The organism is uncultured Gemella sp. (genome assembly GCF_963519265.1).
In the GTDB taxonomy this organism is placed as follows: Bacteria; Bacillota; Bacilli; order Staphylococcales; family Gemellaceae; genus Gemella.
This window is the reverse complement of sequence record NZ_CAUQNQ010000005.1, coordinates 1-26376: the sequence shown is the minus strand read 5'-3', so window position 1 is coordinate 26376 and position 26376 is coordinate 1. Positions and strand designations below refer to the sequence as shown.

At 31.0% G+C, this 26376-nt stretch carries 23 protein-coding genes; 19 read left to right on the top strand and 4 right to left on the bottom strand.

What is annotated here, in order from left to right; translation table 11 throughout:
* The first annotated feature begins 463 nt into the window (after positions 1 to 463).
* A complete protein-coding gene (locus tag RWN11_RS01455) occupies positions 464 to 6262 on the top strand; it encodes a putative Ig domain-containing protein (protein ID WP_314160021.1) in 5799 nt (1932 codons plus the stop codon).
* 408 nt (positions 6263 to 6670) lie between these two features.
* Here RWN11_RS01455 and RWN11_RS01450 read toward each other — a convergent pair whose 3' ends face one another.
* On the bottom strand, positions 6671 to 6808 hold the full coding sequence (locus tag RWN11_RS01450) for a hypothetical protein (protein ID WP_314160046.1): 138 nt from the start codon (positions 6806 to 6808) through the stop codon (positions 6671 to 6673).
* On the opposite strand from RWN11_RS01450, the gene RWN11_RS01445 reads away from it, so the two are divergent.
* From RWN11_RS01445 to RWN11_RS01435, 3 genes are all read left to right on the top strand, one after another.
* Positions 6744 to 7088 carry a VanZ family protein gene (locus tag RWN11_RS01445; RefSeq protein ID WP_314160020.1) on the top strand — a complete coding sequence of 115 codons (345 nt, stop codon included), beginning with the start codon at positions 6744 to 6746 and terminating at the stop codon, positions 7086 to 7088. The two genes, RWN11_RS01450 and RWN11_RS01445, sit on opposite strands and share 65 nt — an antisense overlap.
* A gap of 97 nt (positions 7089 to 7185) precedes the next feature.
* Entirely contained in the window at positions 7186 to 7860 is a 675-nt protein-coding gene (locus RWN11_RS01440; protein WP_314160019.1) for a response regulator transcription factor, read from the top strand.
* A 7-nt stretch (positions 7861 to 7867) separates the two neighbouring features.
* Complete coding sequence (locus tag RWN11_RS01435; protein WP_314160018.1) at positions 7868 to 8134, top strand: UPF0223 family protein; 267 nt, start codon at positions 7868 to 7870, stop codon at positions 8132 to 8134.
* Here RWN11_RS01435 and RWN11_RS01430 read toward each other — a convergent pair.
* On the bottom strand, positions 8131 to 8907 hold the full coding sequence (locus RWN11_RS01430; protein WP_314160017.1) for a class I SAM-dependent methyltransferase: 777 nt from the start codon (positions 8905 to 8907) through the stop codon (positions 8131 to 8133). The genes RWN11_RS01435 and RWN11_RS01430 overlap by 4 nt on opposite strands.
* Complete coding sequence (locus RWN11_RS01425) at positions 8882 to 9448, bottom strand: 5-formyltetrahydrofolate cyclo-ligase (protein ID WP_314160016.1); 567 nt, start codon at positions 9446 to 9448, stop codon at positions 8882 to 8884. Before RWN11_RS01425 ends, RWN11_RS01430 begins: the two co-directional genes overlap by 26 nt.
* 496 nt (positions 9449 to 9944) lie before the next feature.
* Between RWN11_RS01425 and RWN11_RS01420 the strand changes: the two genes are divergently transcribed.
* The 15 genes from RWN11_RS01420 (at position 9945) to RWN11_RS01350 (ending at position 25660) form a co-directional block, all read left to right on the top strand.
* Entirely contained in the window at positions 9945 to 11162 is a 1218-nt protein-coding gene (locus tag RWN11_RS01420; protein WP_314160015.1) for an ABC transporter ATP-binding protein, read from the top strand.
* A complete protein-coding gene (locus RWN11_RS01415; RefSeq protein ID WP_314160014.1) occupies positions 11162 to 11983 on the top strand; it encodes an ABC transporter permease subunit in 822 nt (273 codons plus the stop codon). Before RWN11_RS01420 ends, RWN11_RS01415 begins: the two co-directional genes overlap by 1 nt.
* Positions 11984 to 12011: 28 nt before the next feature.
* Positions 12012 to 13190, top strand: coding sequence for an AraC family transcriptional regulator (locus RWN11_RS01410; RefSeq protein WP_314160013.1), 1179 nt, complete (start codon positions 12012 to 12014; stop codon positions 13188 to 13190).
* Positions 13191 to 13355: 165 nt separating this feature from the next.
* Positions 13356 to 14129, top strand: a complete 774-nt coding sequence (locus tag RWN11_RS01405; RefSeq protein ID WP_314160012.1) for a type III pantothenate kinase — start codon at positions 13356 to 13358, stop codon at positions 14127 to 14129.
* 115 nt (positions 14130 to 14244) lie between these two features.
* Positions 14245 to 14790, top strand: a complete 546-nt coding sequence (locus tag RWN11_RS01400) for a TIGR00730 family Rossman fold protein (RefSeq protein WP_314160011.1) — start codon at positions 14245 to 14247, stop codon at positions 14788 to 14790.
* Positions 14791 to 14991: 201 nt separating this feature from the next.
* Entirely contained in the window at positions 14992 to 15867 is an 876-nt protein-coding gene (hslO, locus tag RWN11_RS01395) for an Hsp33 family molecular chaperone HslO (RefSeq protein WP_314160010.1), read from the top strand.
* A 108-nt stretch (positions 15868 to 15975) separates the two neighbouring features.
* Positions 15976 to 16566, top strand: a complete 591-nt coding sequence (locus RWN11_RS01390) for a xanthine phosphoribosyltransferase (protein WP_314160009.1) — start codon at positions 15976 to 15978, stop codon at positions 16564 to 16566.
* 17 nt (positions 16567 to 16583) lie between these two features.
* Complete coding sequence (gene guaB, locus RWN11_RS01385; protein ID WP_314160008.1) at positions 16584 to 18047, top strand: IMP dehydrogenase; 1464 nt, start codon at positions 16584 to 16586, stop codon at positions 18045 to 18047.
* A gap of 684 nt (positions 18048 to 18731) precedes the next feature.
* Complete coding sequence (locus RWN11_RS01380) at positions 18732 to 19640, top strand: cysteine synthase family protein (RefSeq protein ID WP_314160007.1); 909 nt, start codon at positions 18732 to 18734, stop codon at positions 19638 to 19640.
* Entirely contained in the window at positions 19640 to 20179 is a 540-nt protein-coding gene (gene cysE / locus RWN11_RS01375; RefSeq protein WP_314160006.1) for a serine O-acetyltransferase, read from the top strand. The genes RWN11_RS01380 and cysE overlap by 1 nt, the downstream gene beginning before the upstream one ends.
* A gap of 376 nt (positions 20180 to 20555) precedes the next feature.
* Entirely contained in the window at positions 20556 to 21269 is a 714-nt protein-coding gene (locus tag RWN11_RS01370; protein WP_314160005.1) for an HAD family hydrolase, read from the top strand.
* A 222-nt stretch (positions 21270 to 21491) separates the two neighbouring features.
* On the top strand, positions 21492 to 22223 hold the full coding sequence (locus RWN11_RS01365) for a rhodanese-like domain-containing protein (RefSeq protein WP_314160004.1): 732 nt from the start codon (positions 21492 to 21494) through the stop codon (positions 22221 to 22223).
* A gap of 221 nt (positions 22224 to 22444) precedes the next feature.
* A complete protein-coding gene (locus RWN11_RS01360; protein ID WP_314160003.1) occupies positions 22445 to 23200 on the top strand; it encodes a rhodanese-like domain-containing protein in 756 nt (251 codons plus the stop codon).
* Between the two features lie 359 nt (positions 23201 to 23559).
* Complete coding sequence (locus RWN11_RS01355) at positions 23560 to 25050, top strand: TIGR04282 family arsenosugar biosynthesis glycosyltransferase (protein WP_314160002.1); 1491 nt, start codon at positions 23560 to 23562, stop codon at positions 25048 to 25050.
* Positions 25051 to 25060: 10 nt separating this feature from the next.
* Positions 25061 to 25660, top strand: coding sequence for a TVP38/TMEM64 family protein (locus tag RWN11_RS01350; RefSeq protein ID WP_314160001.1), 600 nt, complete (start codon positions 25061 to 25063; stop codon positions 25658 to 25660).
* Positions 25661 to 25678: 18 nt separating this feature from the next.
* On the opposite strand, the gene RWN11_RS01345 is transcribed toward RWN11_RS01350, so the two are convergent.
* Positions 25679 to 26362 carry a LiaF transmembrane domain-containing protein gene (locus tag RWN11_RS01345; RefSeq protein ID WP_314160000.1) on the bottom strand — a complete coding sequence of 228 codons (684 nt, stop codon included), beginning with the start codon at positions 26360 to 26362 and terminating at the stop codon, positions 25679 to 25681.
* Positions 26363 to 26376: the final 14 nt, after the last annotated feature.

The window sequence follows — 26376 nt, the reverse complement described above, 5'->3', positions numbered from 1 at the left end:
TAAAGTTATTTAGTGGAAGATTTCAAATAAAAAGCAAAGAAAAAAACTCTCTAATTAGCACTTAGTAAGATTATAATAATTTAAAACCAAATATTAAATCATATTAAATTTGTATTAAAATTATATTAAAAATATTTACTTAGAATCATAATTCGTGGTATACTTTTGGAGTATTGTCTATGTATATTAGAGATAATGAATATCGAAAATTTAATCGCTTTTTATTGAGTTTATAGTAACAAGTTGAATAATAGGGTAAAATAATTTTATAAGTTTTCTAAAATTAAACTCAGTATGATTATTTTGTATTATTAATTGTTTGATGAGGAGTGAAGTAAAAAGACTAAAGAATTTATCTTTAAGGTCTAATAAATCTTCAGAGCTTTTTAAGTTTTTATTTGTTATTATCTATATGTAAGAAGAATTAAAGAAATATATTTATAGAAGGAGATTGTTTATTAATATGAAGTTAGAAAAAAGACAGAAATATGCAATTCGTAAACTTAGTGTCGGTGTGGCATCGGTTCTTGCTGCACAGTTTTATGTAGGTAGTGTATCTGATGTTCCTGAAGTGCAAGCTGGGGAAGTAACGGGGACCGAAGTGGCTAGCAAAGAGTCTCTTAATCCACCTGTTGTTGATGTTAAACCTTTGGATATAGATTTACCGAAAAATAAGGAGCAAGAGGGAAGTTTGCCGACTGCTGAGAATGCAGTTTCTACTAGAACGAAAAAAGTAGTAGAAAATACCGCTTCGACAAATATTGGAAAAACATTACCAAAAGAAAAAGAGGCTGAAAAATCTACAGAAATAAAAGAAAAAGAGATTGAGAAGTCTTCAGAAAAGAAAGAAAAAGAAGATAAAAAATCTTTAGAAACAAAAGAAGTTCAAGAAGCTAAGGATACTTTATCGAATAGACTTTTGGAATCTAAGGCAGTTAGCCAAGAAACTGAAAAATATTTAGCTGGAAAAGATGTTAGTGCAGAAGTTAGAGCTAAGCTGACAAAAAATTTAGAAAATTCTAAGCAGGAAGAAAATAAAGTACAACAACTTTTAACAAAAGATAAAGCGACTCTAGAAGAATTAAATAATGGTGTGCGAACTTTAGAAGAGGCTCTTGAGGTATTATATTTAGAGCTTAGACGAGCAGGGCATTCAGGGAAAGTTAGTTATAGGTTGGATGCGGAGACGACTTCAACGCCGACAGCATTTAATCCAATGTCTAAAACAATATATTCATATTTAGCTAATGAATCTACTAATGTAGAATTCTCAGTATCAAGAGAATTTGTTAATTCACTGAAAGATGAGAATCAATATTACAGTGATTATGATGTTGTTCGAGAGTTTGCACTGAATGAGGATGCTCAAAAATTAGGTTTTAAAAGGGTTTATGACTATTATCCTAATTTTATAGCTGAAATAAGCAATACTATAGAACCCGGTACTTATCACCCTGGTTTTATATTTAAAGGTAAAGAGTATACAACAGAACTAGTAGTGAAATCGGTTAATGAATTACCTTATATCACTGTCGAAAATGAGTCTGGTTATCGTACTGTTACCAAAGATGGTCGTGAAATAACACTAAGTTATAAAACTGGAACTAGCCGTATAGATCCTAAAGAAGGAGTTGAACTAACTCAAGGGGCTAAAGATCTAGGGTTAACTTACGATTCTACCAATCAAAGAATTTCAGGGAAAATAACTCTAGATAAGACTGTTAAGGAAGGGACTTATAATATTGGTTTAGTTTCTAAAGACGGTCAATATGAAAAGAGTATACCTCTAACTATTAGAAATCCTGGAACTTTTGAAATAAATACATACAGGAGCTCTCCTTATGTTTTATCTCCTAGTGCTGCAGATGCTTCAGGAGGTAATTTGGTTATTCCTACAACAACCTTTGGTTATGCTATAGGTTATGATAGTGAAAATGTCGATCATTATGATTCTAAAATCTATAATTCTTATTTTGAATACCACAATTATTTAAGAGATTCATACGCTAGAAGAACAATTAAGGATGCTAAAAAAGATACTCTTCATTATTATACTGAATTTGGATTGCGTTTTATGGATAGTTCTGTTCCTCGGGATAAGGTTAGGATTGATAAGTTTGAACGATTAGATAAAAATCCTGATGTAGCATATGAACTAGTTGATATTTCTAAATTTGAATCTCATAATTGGGATGCTCGTTCTTCTGAGATAGGTGAAAATCCTTATCGAGTAAGATTTACAAAACTTCCTAAACAGCAAGAAAACTTTATAATTAAGTTTAAAACGACGGATAGTTTTGGAACTGAAAAAATATTCACGGTGCCTGTTAGAACTCAGGAACGTGCGGTAGCTAATAATATGAGTGATAGATTGAATTATTACTTGACTCATGCAGATGTACTACTTAAAGCAGATAAACTTTATCAAGTTGAAAATCCTATTCCAGTCGCAGTTGAAAAAAAATCAGAAACTCAAGAGCTTGGTGACTTAATATTAAATAAAGAAAATGCAGAGTTAATAAATATAACGGCTCCCGAAGGAATTACAATTACAAGAAGAACAGATGACCCAACTAAATACAAGATTACAAAAGAAAATGGGGTAATCTTACCTGTCGGTGTTCATAAGATTACAGCGAAAGCTAAGGATGGACATTATGGAGAAGATGCTCCAGTACGAGAATTTACTTTCGAAGTAATGGATGGACTAAATGCCATTGGTGATCAGACTTGGACCGAAGGTCAAACAATTCCAAATATTCCTGTTTCAATGATAAATGGAAGTAAGATTACGAATTTAACGGTTGAATCAGAGGGAGACTATATCCAGCTAAGCCCTAATGCGGATAATACAGGGATAGTAGGATACGCTTTAAAGAAAACAGATAAACCTCAAACAGCTTATGTTACTGCTACGTATATGAATAATGCAGGTGAAAGTCGTCAGATTAAGACGAAGTTTACTTATGAGGTAAATGCTTCACCAGTAACGGATTTATCTTTAGAGATTTCTAATGATAAACAAACGGTATCAGAAGGAACTAAATTTGCTGATATGGTGATAACAGCTACAGAAGGGGCTACAGTCACAGTTGATTCTACTAAGTTGCCGGAAGGAATAAAATATGACGGAAATAGTAAGACTTTATCAGGAACTGGGCAGTATGAAGGACGTTATTTTATACCGGTAACGGCTACTAAAGATAATAAGTCAATCACTAAGATAGTAGACCTTACAGTAACTCCAGGAAGTTTTAATGTTCCAACAGCTAATTACACTTATACGGCAGGAGAACCAATTCCACCGATTACTCTTAAACTACCTGCAAATACGACTGTAAGTTCAGTCGGAGGATGGTTACCAAATGGTTTAAGTTGGTCTGCTGACAGAAAAACAATCACAGGTACTCCGACTCAAGTAGGGACTTTCCAAGTGTATGGCTATGTTAATAGAACCACTGCAGGTGGTACAAATCAATCGACATATGCGTATGTGAACATCACAGTAAAAAGTATACCATTAAACTTTTCTATTCCTGATAATAGAAAAGAAGTGAAAGCTTTAGATGAACTTCCTCCTATTAAGTTACAAGCTGATGGAGCATTGTTAACAATTACTTCTGGGGAGCTTCCTCCAGGTGTAAACTATGATGCTGAGACAAAAACTGTTTCAGGAACACCAACAAAAGTAGGGACTTATACGGCAACATTTACAGCAACAAGTCCAACGATTAGTGGAAATTCAACAGCGAGCGCAACATTAACGATAAATGTAACGTCACGTGATTTAAGTGTTGATGTTAAGAATAAGGAACAAGAGAAGACAGTTCTAACTGCTATAGACAATGTAGTTTTAACTTCTTCAGATGCTAAAGCAAGATTAGATGTTGATACAAGTCAATTACCGCCGGGAGTTACTTATGATGTTGCAAGTAGAACAATTTCTGGAACACCATCTAAAATTGGAGAATACTTAATTCCATATAAGGCTACTTTCCCAGAAATGGCAGAGTCTCCAGTAGATGGGGGACATATTAAAATTAATGTTCGTCCACTTCCTGTAACTATTAATGTTACAGAAAATGAGCAAACTATTCGACTTGGTGAGACTATTAAAAGTATGGTTGTTTCGCACAGTGAACATTCAGATTTAGGTGCTCGTTATCTAAGTGTGGATTTACCAGAAAGAGATATAAACTCTTACCTTGAATCAACAGCAGGATTGAATTATAATGCTGCAACGCATACAATTACAGGAACTCCAACCAAGCCTGGAACATATATAATTCGCTTGAAAGCAACGCTAGATTCTGAATTGTTAGGTAAAGGAACTTCAAATGATAGTGCAGAAGCAACTATTATTCTAAAAGTAGTAGATGACCCAGTGTCATTAGATATCAAAAATGATCGTCAAATGATTGCGCTAGGAAAAACAATTCGACAGATTACGTTTGGAATACCAGCAGATGCTACATTAATGGTTGATAAGACCAAACTTCCAGAGGGTGTAACGTATGATGAAGCAAGTAAGACTATTTCAGGAACACCGACAGTAGCTGGAGCATTTGATATCCCGGTAACAGTGACAAATGCGGGTAAAACTAAGTCAATTACAAAAGACATTACAATCGATGTTGTAGACTTAACGCCACCAACGCCGACAGTAACAGTGGAAGAAAACAATGATGGAACTCATACAATTACGATTTCACAACCGAATGGACAACCTGTCGAAACAATTATCAAAAATGGTAAAGATGGAGAAACTCCAAAAGTCAAAGTAGATCGCGATGAAACTAAGAAAGAAACGACATTAACGTTCTATAGTGATAAGAATGCAAATAACCAGTTTGACGAAGGAACAGATACAGTTCTAGGAACATCTGTAATTAAAGATGGTCAAGACGGAGCAGTTGGAGCTAAAGGTGACAAGGGTGACGCTGGAGCAGCCGGACGTGATGGAAAAGATATTCTAAATGGAACAAGTACACCAGAAGCACAAGATGGAAAAGATGGGGATACATTCATCAATACAACAACAGGAGATGTACTTGTTAAGAAAGATGGAGAATGGAAACCAGCAGGAAACCTTAAAGGGGTTAAAGGCGACAAAGGAGAAACAGGAGCCGCTGGACCGAAAGGTGACAAAGGAGACAATGGAAAAGACGGATTCACACCGACAGTTAGTATTGTAACAAATTCAGATGGAAGTCATACAATTTCAATTACTCAGCCAGATGGAAAAGAACCAATTACAACAACTGTCAAAAATGGAGAAAACGGAAAAGATGGTCGAGCACCAAGAGTTGAATTAAAACCAATTTATCCAGCACAACCTAGAAGTGCAAGAAGAGCAAGAAGTGTGGATTCTACTCCAACATTGCAACCAACAGCTAAACCAATTGGGGTTCATATTACTGTTTATTATGACAATGATAATAGCTTAACATATACTACTGGAGATACTTTAATTAGTGAAGAGACTATCTATAATGGAGTAGATGGACGAGATGGTATTGATGGTAAATCAGCTACAATTGAAACAAAAGAAAATCAAGGTGGAACATATACAATCACTATTATAAATCCAGATGGAACAAAACGAGAAATCATTGTGAAAAATGGACAAGATGGAAAATCTCCAACAATTGAAACAAAAGAAAATACCGATGGAAGTCGCGCTATTGTTATTACAAATCCAGATGGAACGAAACAGGAATTCGTAGTGAAGAATGGAAAAGACGGACGCGACGGAAAAGACGGAATCGATGGTAAGTCGGCTACGGTTGAGGTGAAAGAGAATTCAGACGGAACGCATATGTTAGTAATCACAAATTCAGACGGAACTAAGCAAGAATTCGTAGTGAAGAACGGAAAAGACGGTCGCGACGGAAAAGATGGTAATTGTACTTGTAGTGATAAACCAGTGCCGCCACACGAGGACAAACCGGAAAAACCGAAAGGTGATAAACCAGAAACACCACGTGAGGATAAACCGGAAGACCCGAAAGGTGATAGACCAGAAACACCACGTGAAGATAAACTGGAAGAACCAAAAGGCGACAAACCTCAAGTTCCAAGTGTGACACCTCAAATTCCAATGAAAACTCCAGAACAATTATTACCTACTATAGACGGTATTAAAGTGGATGGTAGTAAAGGAATGTTAGCTAAGACAGGTGAAGGGGAAACCGATACTTCAGTCTTCATAGGAAGTACGGTGTTACTTGCATTTTACTTACTTAGAAGAAAAGAAAATTAAAATAACTTGTTAGTGGAATATAATTGATATTTATTAATCAGATTTAGTAAGGTTCGCTACTAGGTTGTAGTATTTCGCAAACATATTACTAAGTTATTAGGGGGGCGACTCTGTTAAATTGATTTTTTCGAAATCATATTTAAAGAATCGTCCTCTATCTTTTCGCATAATAGATAAAATTATAATAGAGGTATTGATGAAATTTCTTACATTCTATGAAATTAAATTTCCATTTATAATAAAAAATAATAATTTTCATCATATGAGTAATTTAGAGAAAATATTATGTTTTTTAGCTGTTTGGAAAAAAAATAAAAGTAATTTTTCGCTTATTTTACTTACAAATATTACCATTAATTTGAATAATGTGGTATTATAGAAAGTAGGAAAAAAATATTAAAATAAATACTAAGGAGAAATTATTATTAAACTTTTATATAAGAAATACTTTTCATTAATAATATTAATTTTAGTTTGTACAGTGATATTTTTATTCTCTAGCCAAGCTGGTGCGGAATCATCGAAGATTTCTAATGATTTAATCATAAGAAAGTTAGGTCATTTTAGCGAATATATGGTTTTAGGATTTTTCTTGTTTTGCTATTTATCGAATTTATTCATAGAGAAAAATAAGATGAGAGATTTCAAAAAAACTGTTATATTTAGTTTTTTATTTTCTGTTCTTTATGCCTCAAGCGATGAATTTCATCAAACTTTTGTGGTAGGAAGAGATGGAAATATCGTTGATGTATTAATAGATAGTAGCGGTGCTTTAGTAGGAATATTATTGTCTAGTATTGTATATTCTCTTATAATAAAAAAATAGTAAAAAATATTGTAGTTTTTAGTTGTATTTTTTTTTGAAAAGTTATAAAATAAGAAGCTAGATAGATTAAATAGAAAAATATAAGGAGGAGTTACTGATGCTTAGAGCACTTATTGTAGAAGATGACAAATTATTAGCTGCGTCATTAAAGGCTGCGATTGCAGAAAAATTTGATGCGGACGTTTGTTATAATGGATTAGATGGACAAAAACTTGTTGATGAAAATAGATATGATTTTGTAATAGCTGATAGTATTTTACCTGGAATGGGTGGAATTGATTTACTGGATTATATTCGTGAAGAAAAAGAGCTGAAAACACCAGTGATTGTAATAACTATAGCAGAATCAACTGACGAAAAGGCTAGAGTTATGAAGCATAGAGTAACAGAATATCTACCACGTGTAGCAGATGCTTCTCTTTTGCTGACGACTATGTCAAATTTACTTCAACGTGAAAGCAATTTAAAAGGTGAAAATGAAATCACTTATAATGATTTAGTACTAGATCTTAAAAATGAATTGGTGTCTTCTAGCGAAGGGACGCTTGATACAATTAAAGGGAAATACCTTGAACTATTATCATTCTTTGTAATTAATAATAACATCGTACTTGAAAAAGAAGAAATATTTGATCGAGTGTGGGGTGTTGATTCAGAAACAACTATAAACGCTATCGAAGTTTATATTTCAGGATTAAGAAAAGAACTACGAAAAATTGGTTATGATAAGAACTTAAGAACAGTTCGAGGTGTTGGATATACATTTGAGTAGGTAGCGTATGGAATTTAACTATCCAATAGATTATATATTATATAATACAGATGAGATAACTATTATTATTAAATTTTTAGATTTAATAGAAGAATGTTATTTATCAGGAGTGGAATTAGCAGAGTTTAAAGCTACATACAAAGACTTTAAGAGTGTAGTTCGCGCTAAATCTGAGGAAAATTCATTATATCGTGATTTTAAAGAAATTACTGGATATGATGGTTATCAGGCGGTAAAAGAAATGAAAAATGAAAAACCAAAAATTAAGCTTTAATGCTTGATTTTTGGTTTTTTGTCTATATTTAGGAATCCAAAATGGAATTTAGTGTTTTTTCTTACGATTCTAGTGAAATTATATTTTTCAAATATGTTGTCTTTGAAGTGAGCTTTAATAATTATTTTGTCTTTTCCGACACGAGTGGCTTCTTGCAAGAATTCTTCGTAAGGGAAGGTTGTATCGGCAAGGGGTGTTATCCCGTCTAGATTATTAGATTCAGTTATATCATGTGAAAACATTGGATCAAAGTATATTATATCGAATGTATTATCAGGAGTTCTTTTTAAATAATCTATACAATTGCAGTTAAAGGTTGTAATTTTTCTCATAGCTTTGTTTATTTCTTCATCAGGAGATATATAATTTTTAAGTCCGGTACTTGTTATTAGGTGTATAATCTTATTTTTTTCAATAGAAGTAACATTGTGTCCATAATAACTTAGTAGAATGCTGTCACCTGCAAGCCCCATCGTACAATCTAGAACACTTTGTTTTTCCTTACTAATTATCTCAACTAAAGGTTCATTGTCCGAATTTTTTATTTTTAATGCAGTTGTATCTAAATGAAAGAAAAATTCTGAATTATTTTCGAAATAACTAAGTTTGTTTTTATAAACAACTATTACACCTCTTACGGTTGCTAGTAACTGTTTGATAGTTGTTTTATTTCTTTTGATATAGTTTAAATTTAATTCATTAGCTAGTTTTTGTGCTTGGTTATTTAATTCTAAGGTGTTTTTTACACTAGTTGTTATTATTATATCTTTCATTGATTATTAAAGTTTTCTCCTCTGTTATTATAATATCCACTTTTTCATCATATTGCTCAGTAGGGATTTTTTCTTGGAGTAGTTTATCATAAGATAAACCGATGCTAGTTTTATGCTTGTTTGTCGCAAAATATTTATCATAATAACCTTTACCGTAACCAAGTCGATACCCCTTTTTGTCAAACACTATAGAAGGCGTAATTACTAAATCAACCTCCTCGTTGTAGTAAGTAGTACTAGTAGGTTCTAGTATTCCAAAATGACCTGGCTCTAAGTCTTTGATTGTTGTTAAGTGTACTAGATTCATTGTTTTGTTATCAATTTTTGGTACAAAAATCTGTTTTTTATTTATCCATTTTTTTATAAATGGTAAGGTTGCGATTTCGCTGCCGAAACCAACGAAGACAAATACTTTCTCAGCAGATTCGAATAATTGATTTTTTTCAAGATTTGAAAAAATTTTAGATGATGCATCACTTCTATATTTCTCTGTTAGCTTATTTCGTTCTATAATAAATTTTTTTCTAAGTTCTTTTTTCATAATAATTTCACCTCAATTTATATTATATCATAAATTTAAATGTAATTTAGATTTGATTATAGTATAGGTTATTAATAAGGTTATGTAAATGAAAAAAAGTACATTATATCTGTAATAATAAATTTTATAGTTTAGCATTTCAGAAAGTTAATATAAAAACAAATATAGATTTTAGCGATAATTAAACTTATAACAAGGTTGCAAATGTTATATATTAATTTTTAGAATTTTTATAATAATGTATGTACAAGTATAATCAAAATTTTAAGAAAATATAAATAAATGAAAATGTTATTGATATTGTTATATAGGGATTTCAAATTTTCATAAGAAAAAGGGAATTATATAAATAGAAAAATCTTAAATTCTGGTTTGTAATATGTAAAGAAAGAAAGTAGTAAAATAAAAAATAATTATTCATTATTTAATGGAAATAATAGTATAAATATGATATAATATAAAAGAAAATTTATGAGAAAGGAATCTTCTACAAATAATGACAAATTCAGAAAAAAATAAAGACATATTAAGTAGTGATGAATTGGGAAGAAATAGTAAAAAATCTGAGGATTACGCAAGTTTACTTGAAAAAATTAGAAAACAAGTAGATATAGAAAATTCTTCTACTTACACTAGAAAGACAAGTGATGTGCAGAAAAATCATGAAGAGACGGTAATAATGCCTTCAGTTAAAGAAGAAGTAGATGTTTATGCAGAAACGGTAGTATTAGATAGAAATGAGCTAGTGCATGCTGTTGAAAAAGAACAAGTAAGAGAAGTAAAAAAAGAAGAAGTGGAAGAAAATCCAGTAGTTCTTGAAGTTTTAGGATTGAAAAAGCGTATTGGCTTAAAAACAATTGTTGAGGATATCACTTTTGACATGCACGAAGGTGAAATTATTGGATTATTAGGTCCTAACGGTAGTGGTAAGACTACAATAATGAGAATGATGGTTGGATTAACTAAAGTGTCAAAAGGAGATATTTATTGCTTTGAGAAACCTTTAGGTTTAGGTAAGACCACTATGCTTAAAGAAGTTGGAGCGATGATTGAAACACCTGAGTTTTATAACTATATGTCGGGATGGTCTAACTTAAAACAAAGTGCTCGCGTTTGTGGTAAAAAAGTAACAAGAGCACGAATGAAAGAGTTAGTAGAGTTCGTTGGACTGAAAAAAGTTATAAGAAAAAAAGTTAAAACTTATTCTCTAGGTATGCGCCAACGATTAGGATTAGCTCAAGCGTTACTTAATGATCCTAAAATTTTAATCCTTGATGAACCAGTAAATGGTTTAGATCCGCAAGGAGTGCAAGACTTCCGTAATAAACTTAAAGAAATTGCAGCAACAGGAGTTTCAATATTAATTTCATCTCACTTATTGGATGAAATCGAAAAAGTTTGTGATAGAGTTATCGTAATAGAAAAAGGTAAAATCATAGCAGATGACAAATTAGAAAATCTTGTAGCAGATGAGATTATTAAAACATTAATAACAACTTACGATGTAGAAAAAACGGAAAGATTAGTAAGAGAACTAGGTGTTAAATATGAGTTAACTAAGGATGGCTTTGTATTTGAAAATCTTGACCGTGAGGGAAAAGCTCGTATTATTACATATCTAGTTAATAATAATGTAGAATTAGATACAATTCGTGAATTACATACATCATTAGAGGATCGATTCCTACAAATTACAGGAGGGGAGAGAAAATAATGAAATTACTAATAAATGAATTTATAAAAGATTATAAAAAGAAAACTACGTGGCTATATTTCTTACTATCATTTGGGATTATTTTACTAAATAGTTACTTTACAAAAAGACAGTTTGAAGATGGTATTGATGCGGTGAAAATATTAAGTGGAATAACAGTAGTTTCAGCTGCACTTGCTTTGGTATTCTCACTAATTATGTTAGCTAATAATCTATCTCAAGAGTATTCAAAAGGAACTATTAAATTCTTATACACAAAACCAAAATCACGTTCTGCAATACTTACTGCGAAAATAGTTTTAGCATTTATCAACTACATTATTTTCTTAGTAGTAGGAACAGTATTTGACTTTTTAACAAAATACTATGTGTTTTTTGATAGAAAAGTAGGTTTAAACCACTTGAAGGATACTATAGAAGAAGGGTATTTTGGTAGAACAGTTGCTAAACAACTAATCATTACGAATTTAGCAGATTTAGCGGTGTTTATCTTCTTTGTTGCTATGGTTGTATTAGTTTGTGTGGTATTTAAAACACAAATTTTATCACTAGTATTAGTAATGCTGTCACTTTTAGGAACTGGATTAATACAAGGTCTAACAGTCTTTGCTGTTACAAAGTATTCATGGGCTAAATACCACATGTTTGATGTTCCATTATTTAGTGATTACTATAAAGATGAAGCAGCTCGAAATGCTGTAAGGGAAGTATTTAAGTTTGATAATGCGAATGCATTAATTATCATGCTAGTAGCATATAGTGTTGTATTCTTTACAATTTCATATATTGTAAATGCAAGACGAGATATTACAATAGATTAAAATTAAAAGTTGTTAGGAGGTAGGTAAAATGAGAAGTTCATTTAAAAAAATTGAGAGAATTAAGGATATTTTAGATTTAAATGGAGATGTATTGACTTATAAATATACTGATGAAGAAATCCGCTTTAACTTAGGAGAAGAGCAATTAAGTAGTATTTTCAGTAGATTTATTAAGAGAAATTTACCAAAAATTAAAGAAGGATTACATTCAGGTAAATTGGTAAAATGTCAAAGTGGATTGGGGATTTCATGTTTATTTATACCAAGTGAAAATGAAGAAGAATTCTATTTAATCACTCCATTTTTAGAGTATTTAATACCGACGAAACTATTCCAAGAATCATTAACTAAATATGGTGCAAGTATTAGTGAATTAATTCGTGATGTATATTTTTCATTGCCAATCACACCAAGAAAGAAATTCAACTATTTAATAGAATTATTAGTAGAAAGTGAAGATGTAGACTTCTTAGATGCAATTGTCTTAATAGAAGATTCAAGTGTAAAAAATGTAAGAAGAACGGCTTCTAGAAAAAATACATATTTAAACGGAATTTTAGAGAGTGAGGTTAAGTTTAAACATGAAATCTTAGAAGCTGTAGTAGATGGGAATATTTCTCGTGTAAATATGCTGTTCGATCTTCGTCAAAGAAATCACGGAGTAGAAGAAAATCATATTGAACAAGGTGTTAATGTTCGTCGTAGAAAATCATATAATATGAATGATTTATTACGCTATGCTTTAGAACAACATAATGATGATTATTTAGGTATTGAAGAATTATGGGTTAAGATTAAAAATAAACTTGATAACTACGATTTATCAGAAGACGTTATTAGAAGCTATTGCTTACTTGTAGATAGAAATAAATACAAAGACAAACAGGCTGTAGTGCGTAACTGTATAGCATATATTAATGACCGTATTTCAGAAAAAATCAGTTTAGATAATGTAAGTGATTATCTAGGTGTGAATAAGAGTTATCTATCTTCAATTTTTAACAAAGATATGGGGATTAGTATTGTAGATTATATTCATGATAAACGTATTTCTAACGCTTGTTATTTATTAGCGAATACTGATTTTTCAATTTCAGAAGTAGCTGATTATATTGGATATTTTGATACAAGTTACTTCATTAGAATATTCAAAACTCTAGTGAAAATGACACCACTTAAATATAGAGAATCGTTATCAAGAAGATAATAGAAAAAAAGATTGTTGGCTAAAAGGGTAGTCAACAATCTTTTTTTAATTTTGCCAGTAGTTTAATTTATTGACTCTAATATATTTGTATTTTACTATTTGCATTAGAATAATTGTGGTATAATATAATCATTCTTAAAATAAGTTAATCATAGGAGATTGTAGATGATTTTTGCATTAGATGTTGGAAATACGAATATTGTACTGGGAGTATTTGGTAGTAATTATAAGATGCTTCATTCTTGGCGCATCGCCACAGATAATACCAAAACTGAAGATGAACTTTATGTTATTATTCGAAATTTCTTCATTGATAAAGGGATAAAGTTTGAAGATTTTGATGGCGTAGTTATCTCAAGTGTTGTTCCAAAGATGATGTTTGCTCTAGAACTACTGAGTAAAAAATATTTTGAAAAAGAACCGGTTATTGTTTCAGCGGAAATTAATACCGGAATAAAAGTTCCGGAACCTTATAGTAGTAAGCTAGGGGCGGATCGTGTTGTTGATATCGTTGGTGCGAAAGTTAGTTCGTATTTGCCTGCTATTGTAGTTGATTTTGGAACGGCGACGACTTTTGATTGTGTAGATGAAGATATGAATTACCGTGGTGGAATTATTTGTCCAGGAATGAATATTAGTGCTGAAGCATTGTATTCAAGAGCTGCTAAGTTACCAAGAGTAGAATTTGAAGCTGTAAATTCTTCTTTAGGCTTAGATACAACTAGTCAGATGCAAGCGGGATTATTCTATGGTTTCTTGGGTCAATTTGAAAATATTATTAAGCATCTGAAACAAGATTTAGATAAAGATTATAAAGTAGTGTTAACAGGTGGTTTATCTAAATTTATAGCCAAATATAGTGATGTAGTTGACGTAGTTGATGAAGAGTTAACGCTAAAAGGTATTATTGAATTATATAAAATGAATAAAGAAAAATAATAATTATTAATACTTTCTATATATTAAGGATTTACCACTTTGTTTTGGAAGGTAAATCTTTTACATGAAATAAATAAAGATAACTCATCAGATATTTAAAAGGAGGCTAGTAATAATGAAAATTACTGTTTTTTGTGGAGCTAATAATGGTAGAAATGAAGCATATAAAGAAAATGCTATTGAACTGGGTAAATGGATTGCTGATAACAACTACACGCTAGTTTACGGTGGTGGTAAAGTAGGTTTGATGGGTGTTATAGCTGATACTGTATTAGAAAATAATAGTGAAGTTATTGGTATAATGCCTCAATTTTTAGTAGATAGAGAAATTAGTCACACTGGTATTAATGAGTTTATTATTGTTGATGATATGTCTGTAAGGAAGGATAAGCTTGTTGATTTAGGTGATATATTTGTTGCTCTGCCAGGAGGTCCTGGAACATTAGAAGAAATCTCACAGGTAATTTCATGGGTTCGAGTAGGAAAAAAAGATGCCCCGTGTATTTTAATGAATGTTGATGGATATTATGATTTTCTGGAACAATACTTTGATAAGATGGTTGAAGAAGGATTTTTAACTAAAGAAGATAGAGAAAGAACATTATTTACTGATAGTGTAGCTGAGATGAATGAGTTTATTAGAAATTATAATAATAAATAAGAGAAGATGTAGTTAAGTTAGCGAGGTTGACCCAAAAGTAGTAAATTTTAAAAAAGTGACTCAACAAAATCTTGTTTTTTAAGAAATCACGATTTTTGAGTCGCTTCTATGAAATAAATAGACAATAATAGAAATTAAATGTATAATAGAAAATCGTAAGAAATTTATAGAAGTATAAGAATTTGAAAGGAATTAATTTTAATGAAAGATTATTTAATTAGAGGATTAGCCTTTAATGATGAAATTAGATTTTTTGTGACAAAAACTACAGATTTAGTAGAAGAAATTAGACAAAGACACGATGCGTATCCAACGGCAATTGCAGCAGTAGGACGTACTGCTACGGTTACTACTATGATGGGAGCTATGCTTAAGAGTGGAGATAGAATTGATGTAGCTGTACGTGGAGATGGACCTGTAGGAACTATATACGCTTCATCAAATGAACTTGGGGAAACTACAGCATACGCGAAAAACATGCAAGTTCATATTCCGAGTAATGCACAAGGAAAACTTGATGTAAAAGGAGTAGTAGGTAGTGGGAATATCACAGTAGTGCGTGATTTAGGATTAAATGAAAAGTATACAACTACCTCACCGATAGTATCAGGAGAAATTGCAGAAGACTTCACATACTACTTTGCTGCTAGTGAGCAAGTGCCTTCAGCAGTATCTTTAGGGGTATTAGTAGAAACTGACAATTCTGTAATAGCTGCAGGTGGATTTATTCTACAAGTACTTCCGAATGCCACTAACGAAACTATAACTAAGATTGAAAAAGCAATTAGCAATATTAAGCCTATTTCTACGCTTATTCATGAAGGGAAAACGCCTGAAGAAATTGCGAATATTATCTTTGGTGGAGAAGAAAACTACCGTATCTTACATAAGAATGACGTTGAGTTCAAATGTACATGTTCTAAAGAGCGCTATGCTGATGCTTTGGTAACATTAGGTAAAGAAGAGTTGGAAGATATCGCTAAACAAGAGACAACAGAATTAGTTTGTGCATTTTGTAAAGAAAAATATCATTTTTCTCAAAATGAAATAACTGACTTATTAGACAATTTAAAATAATATTATGAATAAAGAGCCTTAATGATTAACATTTCATTAGGCTCTTGAATTTTCAATGAAAGTTTGGTATCATAAATAAAATTACTCAAAGTTTATATAGGAGGAGTTATGGAATTACTAAGAGAAATGGTTATTACCGATGGTAAAGTTTATGATAATAATGTCCTTAAAGTTGATTCATTTTTAAACCATCAAATCGATGCTGGTTTAATGATGAAAATGGCAGAATCTTTTTACGAGTATTTTAAAAAAGAGAAAATAACGAAGATTTTGACAATTGAGGCAAGTGGTATTGCACCAGCTATTATGGTTGCTAATTTATTTAAAGTACCGATGGTGTTTGCTAAAAAGAGTAAGCCATCTACTTTGAAAAATAACGATGTGTATACTGCAGAAGTTCATAGCTATACTAAAAATATAACTAATACTATAGTAGTTTCTGAAAAATTCATTAATAAAGATGATAAAGTTCTTATAGTCGATGATTTCCTTGCTAATGGGCAAGCTACTCTAGGACTTATGGAAATAGTAGAACAAGCTGGGGCTAAAACTGTAGGTGTCGGTATTCTAGTTGAGAAAAGTTTCCAAGATGGTAGAAAATTATTAGACAAGAGAAATGTAAATGTTTGTTCTTTATGTAGAATTGCTTCTCTAGAGAATAATGAAGTTAAATTTAATATATCTGATGATGAAAAATAAGAAAGGATTTTAATAAAATGTGGGAAAATAAATTTCAAAAAGAAGGTTTAACATTTGATGACGTACTATTAGTACCAGCAAAAAGTGATATCTTACCTAAGAAGGTTGATTTAAAAGTTAGTTTAACGGAGAAAATCAAATTATCAGTACCTGTTATTTCTGCTGCAATGGATACAGTAACAGAACACAAAATGGCAATAGCGATGGCACGTGAAGGTGGTCTTGGTGTTATTCACAAAAATATGAGCATTGAAGAACAAGCTGAAGAAGTAAGAAAAGTTAAACGTTCAGAAAGTGGAGTAATAACTGATCCTTTCTTCCTTACACCAGATAGCTTAGTATATGAAGCAGAAGAGTTAATGCAACAATACAGAATTTCAGGTGTACCTATTGTAAACAATGAAAATGATATGAAAGTAGTAGGAATCATTACTAACCGTGATATGAGATTTTTAACTGATTTCGATATTAAAATTAGTGAAGTAATGACTAAAGAGCACCTTATTACTGCTCCAGAGAAAACTACTTTAGAAGAAGCTAGTGAAATTTTACGTAGCCATAAAATTGAGAAATTAATCTTAACTAATGAAGAAGGAAAATTAACAGGATTAATTACAATTAAAGACATTGAAAAATTAGCTAAATACCCTAACTCAGCAAAAGATGCTAAAGGACGTTTATTAGTAGCTGGATCTGTTGGAATTACAAACGATACAGTTGAACGTGTAGATGCTTTAGTAGCTGCTGGTGTAGATGCTATCGTAGTAGATACAGCTCACGGACACTCTAAAGGTGTATTAGATGCTGTTAAAACATTAAGAACTAACTATCCTACTTTAGATATCATTGCAGGTAACGTTGCAACTGGAGAAGCTGCTCGTGATTTATTCGAAGCAGGAGCAGACGTTGTTAAAGTTGGTATCGGACCTGGGTCGATCTGTACTACTCGTGTAGTTGCAGGAGTAGGGGTACCACAAATAACTGCTATTTATGACTGTGCGACAGTAGCTCGTGAATTAGGAAAAACAATTATCGCTGATGGTGGAATTAAATATACTGGTGACGTAGTAAAAGCTATCGCAGCTGGTGGACATGCTGTAATGTTAGGATCTATGCTTGCAGGTTGTGAAGAGTCACCAGGTGAATTAGAAATTTTCCAAGGTAGAACATTTAAAGCATACCGTGGAATGGGATCAATTTCTGCAATGGAAAAAGGATCTAAAGACCGTTACTTCCAAGAAGATGGTAAAAAATTAGTTCCAGAAGGAATTGAAGGACGTACACCTTATAAAGGTGCTGTTTCTGAAACAATTTACCAAATCATCGGAGGATTACGTGCTGGTATGGGTTACACAGGTTCACATGATTTACGTGCACTTCGTGAAAATTCACAATTTGTTCGTATGACAGGTGCAGGATTAATCGAATCTCATCCACACGATGTTCAAATTACAAAAGAAAGTCCAAACTACTCTAAATAAAAGAATGCATAAGAAAATGGCTGACCCAAAAGCCCTAAATTTTAAAAAAGTGTATATTATAACTCATAGACGCAGTGGTTTATTGATATCTAAATGCGCTTTATAAAAGCTTTTTAGATATCTAATAAACTGTGCGGGGGTGACTCGACAAAATCGATTTCTATGAAATCACGATTTTTGAGTCACTCCCTTTTTTGCTTTTAGTCTAAATACGTGTCACCAGGAATGTTTTTTTAATAAGGTAATAGGTAGTGAAAGAATCACACAAAGAATGTAGAGAGTATTTTATCGTTTAGATTTATTTTTAATTTTGGCTTATTCGCTATAGATATAGATATTTTTATTTACTTTCTAGATAAAATTATAAAAAAAATTTGAACTTTTTTACATTTTTTTATAAATTTATATAAGAGTTAATATGAGTAATTTGATAAAAATTAGATTTTAGTAAATTCATTACTGCAAGTACTGTTTAGATTTATATTTCTCACTTGTTAACTTATCGTGTTTTATATTTTGATATTTCATAGTAATCTTATTCGATTTTTTGAGGAAAAATTAAAATATAGCTGATGAAAACGTTGAAGAATTTTAGTTTAATTACTTTATTTTCAGTAAGAAAATGTGATATAATCAAAATCAAATAATAAAGTTATTTTAATAAGTCAGAAGAGGAGGGATTTTATGATTTCAACATCATTAAAATTCGTGGGTAACACACCCGTATATCAATTAGATAACACAAATATTTTTGTGAAACTAGAAAAATACAACTTAGGAGGAAGTGTAAAAGACAGAGCTGTATTAGGTATGTTAGAAGAAGCTATGTCTCAAGGTGCTATTAATAAAGATACTATTATAGTAGAACCGACTAGTGGGAATACTGGTATAGCTGTGGCTATTTTAGCTTCAGTTTTAGGTTTAAAAGCTGTTATAATTATGCCTGAAAGTATGAGTATTGAAAGACGTAATATTATTAAAGCCTATGGGGCACAATTAATTTTAACTCCTAAAGAATTAGGTATTAAAGGGTCAATCGAAAAAGCTGCTGCAATTCGTGAAAAATACAGCAATGCAATTTCTCTAAGTCAATTTGATAACCCTGCTAACCCTGCATATCACCACAAAACAACAGGACGTGAAATTTTAGAACAAGTTCCAAATATTGATGTCTTTGTTGCAGGAGTTGGTACTGGAGGAACATTCACTGGTGTAGCAAGATATCTGAAAGAACAAAAACCAGAAGTTGTAACGATTGCAGTAGAACCAGCGGAATCACCAGCAATTAGTGAAGGGCGTGGAGGTGCTCATAAAATCCAAGGTATTGGAACAGGATTTATTCCAGAAAACTTCCGAAAAGAGTACATGGATGATGTATACACTGTAACAAGTGAAGAAGCAATCGAAGAGACTAAGAACTTCTTACGTTCAACAGGTATAGGTATAGGTATTTCTTCAGGGGCTGCGATAGTTGGAGCTAAAAAGGCTGCTGAGAAATATCCAGGTAAAAATATCGTAACAATCCTACCGGATGGAGTGGATAAATATTTATCAGTACTTGATTTCGAAGATGTTACACATGTAGAAGTGTAATGAGCTATTTTGAAAATTTAAATTATAATCTAAACAGAGTTTTGAAAGATGATCCTGCAGCGGAGTCAAAACTTATGGTGTATCTTACGTATCCACATATAAAGGCTCTTAATTATCATTTTTTTGCTCATAAACTATATAAAAAAGGATGGCATACTACAGCTAGATTATTATCAAAAAGAGCACGTCGTAAGACTGGTATAGAAATACACCCAGGAGCAAAAATAGGCAAAGGACTATTCATTGATCATGGTATGGGTGTAGTTATAGGAGAAACAGCCGTAGTAGGAGATAATGTCACGATGTATCATGGCACAACATTAGGTGGCACAACATTAGATCCAATTAAAAGACATCCCACGATAGAAGATAATGTAATGATAGGTGCTGGAGCAAAAGTTTTAGGGAATATTACAATTGGAAAAAATTCGAAAATAGGAGCCAATGCAGTTGTAAAACATAGTATTCCTGCAGGAACAATAGTTTATGAAGCGAAACCTGTAGTAAAGTATTTAGAATCTGAGAAAACTAAGATTTAAAATAAAAAAGTAAGTGGTTGAGCCAAACCGAAAGTTTTAGATTTTAAAAAAGTTTATATTATAACTGATAGACGCAGTGGTTTATTGATATCTAAATATGTTTTATAAAAGCTTTTTAGATATCTAATAAACTGTGCGGGGCTGACTCGACAAAATCTTGTTTCTTAAGAAATCACGATTTTGTCGAGTCACCCTCTTACTTTTAAATTATAAGAATTAAACAATTAAATATTTATAGAAGAATAAAGGAGTTATTCAATAAATTGATTTTTTGAAATCATAATTTTAGATATTAGCTCCTTTATTTTTTATATGTTATAATAATGTTGAGAACGCATTAATAATTAAAATGAATTTTATAAGGGAGGTGAGATTGATGACTAAGATAAAGAACCTTATTTTTGATTTAGATAATACTTTATATGATTTTAGTATCATATGGGAAAAGTCTAACAAACAGGTATATGAATATTTAAAATACGATAAAATAGCAAGTTATGAAGAGTTTTTCAAGCACTATAAAGCTATCAACAATATGCTAGTAGATGAGGTTTTAAAGGGTAATGTGAAGCTGAAAGATATTAGGGATAAAAGATTAAAGCTGACTTTAGAGAAATTTGGAATTATCTTAACGAAAGAGGATTGTAACAATTATTATGAGAGGCAGTTTGATTTTATCTTGGAATCAATTAAACCTAACGAAGAAGTAAATCACTGGTTAAGTCTATTTTCAAAGAAATATAAAATGATATTATTAACAAATGGGAAATCTTGTGAACAAAGAAGTAAAATTGAGAAACTTGGTTTAGATAATATCTTTAAATTGTACATTTCAGGAGAAACGCATATAAGTAAACCAAAAGAACAAGCTTTTATCAATGTTTTGGAAAAAGAAAATATATTGGCAAGCGAAACTATGATGATTGGAGATTCTCTGTATCATGATATAAATCCGGCAAAAAAATTAGGTTTTAAAACTTGTTTAGTAGAAAGAAAATGGCATTTTGATGATAAGTTAGAAAATTATACGGGTTATAAAGTAAAAAACATTATTCAGTTTTTCAAGGAATTAGAAGCTAAGAAATTGTAAAAAATATTATTATTTTTCTGAATATAACAAAAGTATGAAAAAAATAAGGTGTATAATAAAAGCTATAGTCACATTAGATTATAGCTTTTATTGTACTTTTATGTAAATTGAAATTCTAGGTAAAAAGTAAAATAATTATTCGGTATCTTGGGAAGTGCTGTTGATTGAATTTATTTAATTTGTTATACTATTTATGAAAACTATTACAAAGGAGATAAATTTATGAAAACCAATAAATTATTAGTTGTCAGTATGGCAGCGGTATTATCATTATCATTAGCAGGGTGTTCTTCAGCTTCTAATAGTACTTCTAGTAGCAGTAATGGGACTGTTGCGGTAAAGGAACTTAAAGGGGAAGAGTTAAATAAAATTGAAAAAGATGACAAAGAAAAAGAAAAATACCTTGTTATCGACGTGAGAGATGCTAAAGAATATAAAGAAGGACACGTAAAACACGCTATCAATATTCCATTAGCTGATATTGAGAAACATGCAGAGCACTTAAGTGCATGGAAAGATAAAGAAGTAGTAACAATCTGCAACACTGGTAAGAAAAGTAAAGAAGCTGCTGATAAACTTGTAAAAGCAGGATTCAAAAAAGTTTCTAATGCTCAAGGTGTAAAAGACTATAAGGATTATGAAATCGTTAAGTTTACTACATTGCTTGCTCATGAATTCCAAGCTGCAATCGATAAAAAAGCAGGAACTTTCATAGATGTTCGTGAAGCAAAAGATTATGAAAAAGGTCATGTAGCAGGAGCTAAAAATATTGATGTTAAAAATATTGATAAAGACTTAGCGGCATTGTTACCAGCCGATAAAAATGCACCAGTTTATACATATTGTTACAGTGGAAATCGTTCATCTAAAGCTGCTCAAAAAGCTGTTGAGCTAGGATATACAAATGTTTATAATGCTTGGGATGGAACAAAAGAGCATGAATATAAATTTTAAAAAATTGTAAATTTCTAAAGTGCGTTTTATTAAGAAGTCAAAGAGGAAGATACACTTAGAAAAAAGTAAAAATATTATAAAAAATGAGTAAAAATAATATTATTTATTAGAAAAGAAACTATTTTTAAGTTATACTAATAAGAGACGGGGGCATACCTAAATGTATTAAATATTTAAGTACCACCTTGTCTCTTATTAAATAAGGAGAGGAAGAAAAATAAATGAAATATAATAAATTTTTAGCTGTAAGTATGTCAGCAGTGTTATCATTAACTTTAGTAGGATGTTCAACTACTTCATCTGCAAAAGAATTAAAAGGTGAGGAGTTAAACAAAATTCAAAAAGATGATAAGGAAAAAGAAAACTATCTTGTTATAGATATTAGAGATGAAGCGGCTTATAAAGAAGGTCACCTTAAGCACGCCATTAATATTCCATTATCAAAAATAGATAAGAGTATTGAAGAAATTCGTACTTGGAGAGAGAAGAAAGTAGTAGTTTATAGTGATAAATCAGATAAGACAAAGGATGCTATAGATAAACTTACAAAACAAGGGTTTAAAGATGTATCTGGAGCTCAAAATGTAAAAGATTATAACTATGATCTTGTAAAATATTCATCATTAAGTAGCAGTAAATTCCAAGATGCATTATTAGACACAGCTGCAAACAATGTGCTCTTAGATGTAAGAGATAAAGCTGATTTTGAAAAAGGTCACGCAGCTGGAGCAAAAAATATCGATGTTAAAAAATTAGATGATTTAAAATCAATTTTACCGGAAAATAAAGAATTACCAATATATGTATATAGTTCTACAGGAAATAGTTCTTCAGTAGTTGCTCAAAAACTTATTGATTTAGGATACAAAAATGTATGTAATGCAATTGATGGAACTAAAGAACACAGTTATAAATTTGAAATTGCAGATTGCTGTAAAGATCCAAGTGACGCAGTAAAAGGTGCAGAGAAACATTAAGGACATGATGAGCACAAAGGACATGATCATTCTGCAGAAAAGAAAGATGATCATGCTGGACACAAACATTAATATATAAAGTAAAAGGGTGACTCAAAATAGTAATTTCAATTAGAAATTTTGTAGTTGAGTTTCCCTTTTTTGTATAGGTGATTACCCAAAAGTCCTAAAAATTAACAAAGTTCATATGAGAACTCATAGAGTAGGGATTTATTGATATCTAAATTTACTTTATAAAAGCTGTTTAGATATTTAATTAACTATCGTGGGAAGCTACTCGACAAAATCTTGTTTATTGGAAATCACGATTTTTGAGTCACTCCCTTAAATATTTTTTATATAAAAGGAAAATTTCAGAGATGAAAAACAGAATAATATTTTTTACAAGAGTGCCGAAGGTAGGTACAACAAAAACAAGGTTATATGACTTTGTATCTCCGGATACTGCTGTAGAAATTCAAAAGAAATTAATGAAAAAAAACTATAATGTTTTAAAAGAGTGTGGAGAAGAGATAGCAGTCTATCATGATGGTCAAAGTATTGATGATAGTGTGATGGTGGATATTCTAGAAAATAGAGAATTTTCTTATCAAGTAGGTGAAACACTTGGTGATAAAATGTATAACGCAATTGATGAGGAGTTACAGTCTAGTGACAAGGTGATTTTATTAGGCTCAGACATCTATAATCTTAAAGAAAATATGATTCATGCTGCATTTGAAAAATTAGATGAGTATGATGTTGTTATAAATCCAAGTGTTGATGGTGGTTATTTTTTAATAGGTATGAAAAAAGCTATTAAAGAAGTTTTTAATCTTCCAAGTTATGGAGATAATAGCGTTTTAGAGAATTTACTTACTGTTTGTGATGAGCAGAAGTTAAGTTATTATTTAGGAGAAGCTGGCTTAGACATCGATACTAAAGAAGACCTTTTATTAGCAGAGACAGGTTATAATAATATTAAGTTGTTAGGTGCTGGAGAATATAATATTAATTTTACCTTTGAGGAAGGAGATTTGAAAAAGGTTCTCAGAATAAATATGAAGAGCCAGATGAATCTTGAAAATCAAATAGAATATGAATACGAAACGCTGCAATTGTTGAAAGACAGTAGAGTTACACCAAAACCTTATGATTTAGTAACAGAGACGAATTTATTACCGTATAAATATTTAACAATGGAATTCTTAAAAGGAAGACCACTTAATTACAAAACAGATATGTATATTGCAGCTTATTTATTAAGTAAGGTTCATAATACACCATATGGAGACAATAAATTAATCAATGCAGCCAACCCATTCCAACTTATGTTTGATGAATGTAAACAGATGGCAGGTGAGTATTTAGCTTGGGATAAAGCTGATGAGAAAGTTAGTTCTTATATTAATAGATTCTTAGAAAAGTGTCTGACACTTATACCTGAAAAGTATAGTATTGCTAATCCATGTATTATAAATACTGAACTAAATTCAGGAAATTTCTTAATAGGTGAAGGAAAAGAAGACAGCTATGTTATTGATTGGGAGAAGGCATTAATAGGTGAATGTGAACAAGATTTAGCCCATTTTCTAGCACCGACAACGACATTTTGGAAAACTGATATTATTTTATCAGAAAATGAAATTAATGAGTTTTTAGAAGAATATGGTAATTATAGAAATTTTGATAGAAAGAGATTTGAGAGGTATTTAATATTTAATTGTCTAAGAGGAGTTACTTGGTGTAGTATGGCATTTAGACAGTATAGTGAAAATGATAAAATGCTGATGGATGATACTACATTTAAGAAAATCGCTTCATATACCGAATTAGAGTTTTTAGAGAAAGTATCAGCATACTTTAAATAGGAGGAGAGTAATGACTGAGTTTATTCAAAGTTTTGGTGTCTTAGCACCGATAATTTATGTATTAATGTTTATGTTCTTACCGGTATTTTTCTTTCCGGTTCCGATACTTGCTGTTGCTGGAGGAGTAGCATTTGGTTTTGTAGAAGGAAGTTTACTAACCTTCGTTGGAGCTTCATTGAATTGCTATATTATGTTTGTAATATCACGTCGTTTCGGTCGTGAATGGGTGAAAAACTACCTTAAGAAAAAAATGACACCTAAGCAACACGATAGAATTTTTAATGTTAGTGATGAAAAACTAATGATGAGTTTAGTAATACTGAGACTAATACCTTTAGTACCGTATAATATGATAAACTACGGATATGGTCTAACTAATATCAGTTTATCAAAATATATGATAGCGAGTGTACTTGGTATTATCCCTGGAACAGTAGTATTCTTAAACTTCGGAGCTACTAGTACAAATATCTTCAGTAAAGAATTTTTAATCGCATCATTATTAGTAATTTTATTAACTGTAGGTTCAATCTATTTATCTAAGTTAGTAGAAAAAAGAGAACAGCAAAAGAAAGAAGAAAATAATAAAGAAAACTCTCAAGAGCTTTAATGTCTTGAGAGTTATTTTTTATATATGAATTATTTCAACTTCTCCAAATGTTACCGAACCATTTAGGATAATTTTAACATCTTTACCGATGCTATGAGAGTTTTTTTGAACTTTTCCTAAGAAGTTATTTGTATTGTTTTCGATTGCCCATTCTTTTGGAACATACACTTTTAGATTTCCGAAAGAAATCGAAACATTAAGGTCAAAGTTTTTAATAGGATAAGTATCTAATTTCTCAAAGTAGATAGTAGTAGTTCCGAATGTTGTAGAAGCAGAGAATGAATCAGATTTAGTTATGTCTATATACTGAACATTTTCTCCGAATGTTACATCAGAAAAATCATCACCATTTTTTATCTTTTGATGTTTTTTTCCTTTGTAAAAACTTTTAAATTCTCTATATTTATATTTTCTAGGGACAAACATAGAAATACCTAAGCTAAGGAAAACAGCGATAAAGAATATTTTTCCACCTGATATATCAGCAAAGTGATAATTTTTATTGTACACATAGAATAATAATGCTAGAGGAAAGATAGTTCCAAATGAATCAAAATCTATTAAACCTCGAATAGCGAAAAATCCTAGTACAACAGTACATATAGCCAGAAAGATTGATCCGGTTGGGAAAATATTAAATCCATCAAGTAGAGTAGTTACTGCAAGGATTATAAAAAATAATCCAATAAAACTTCTTCTCATTTATTTTTACCTCA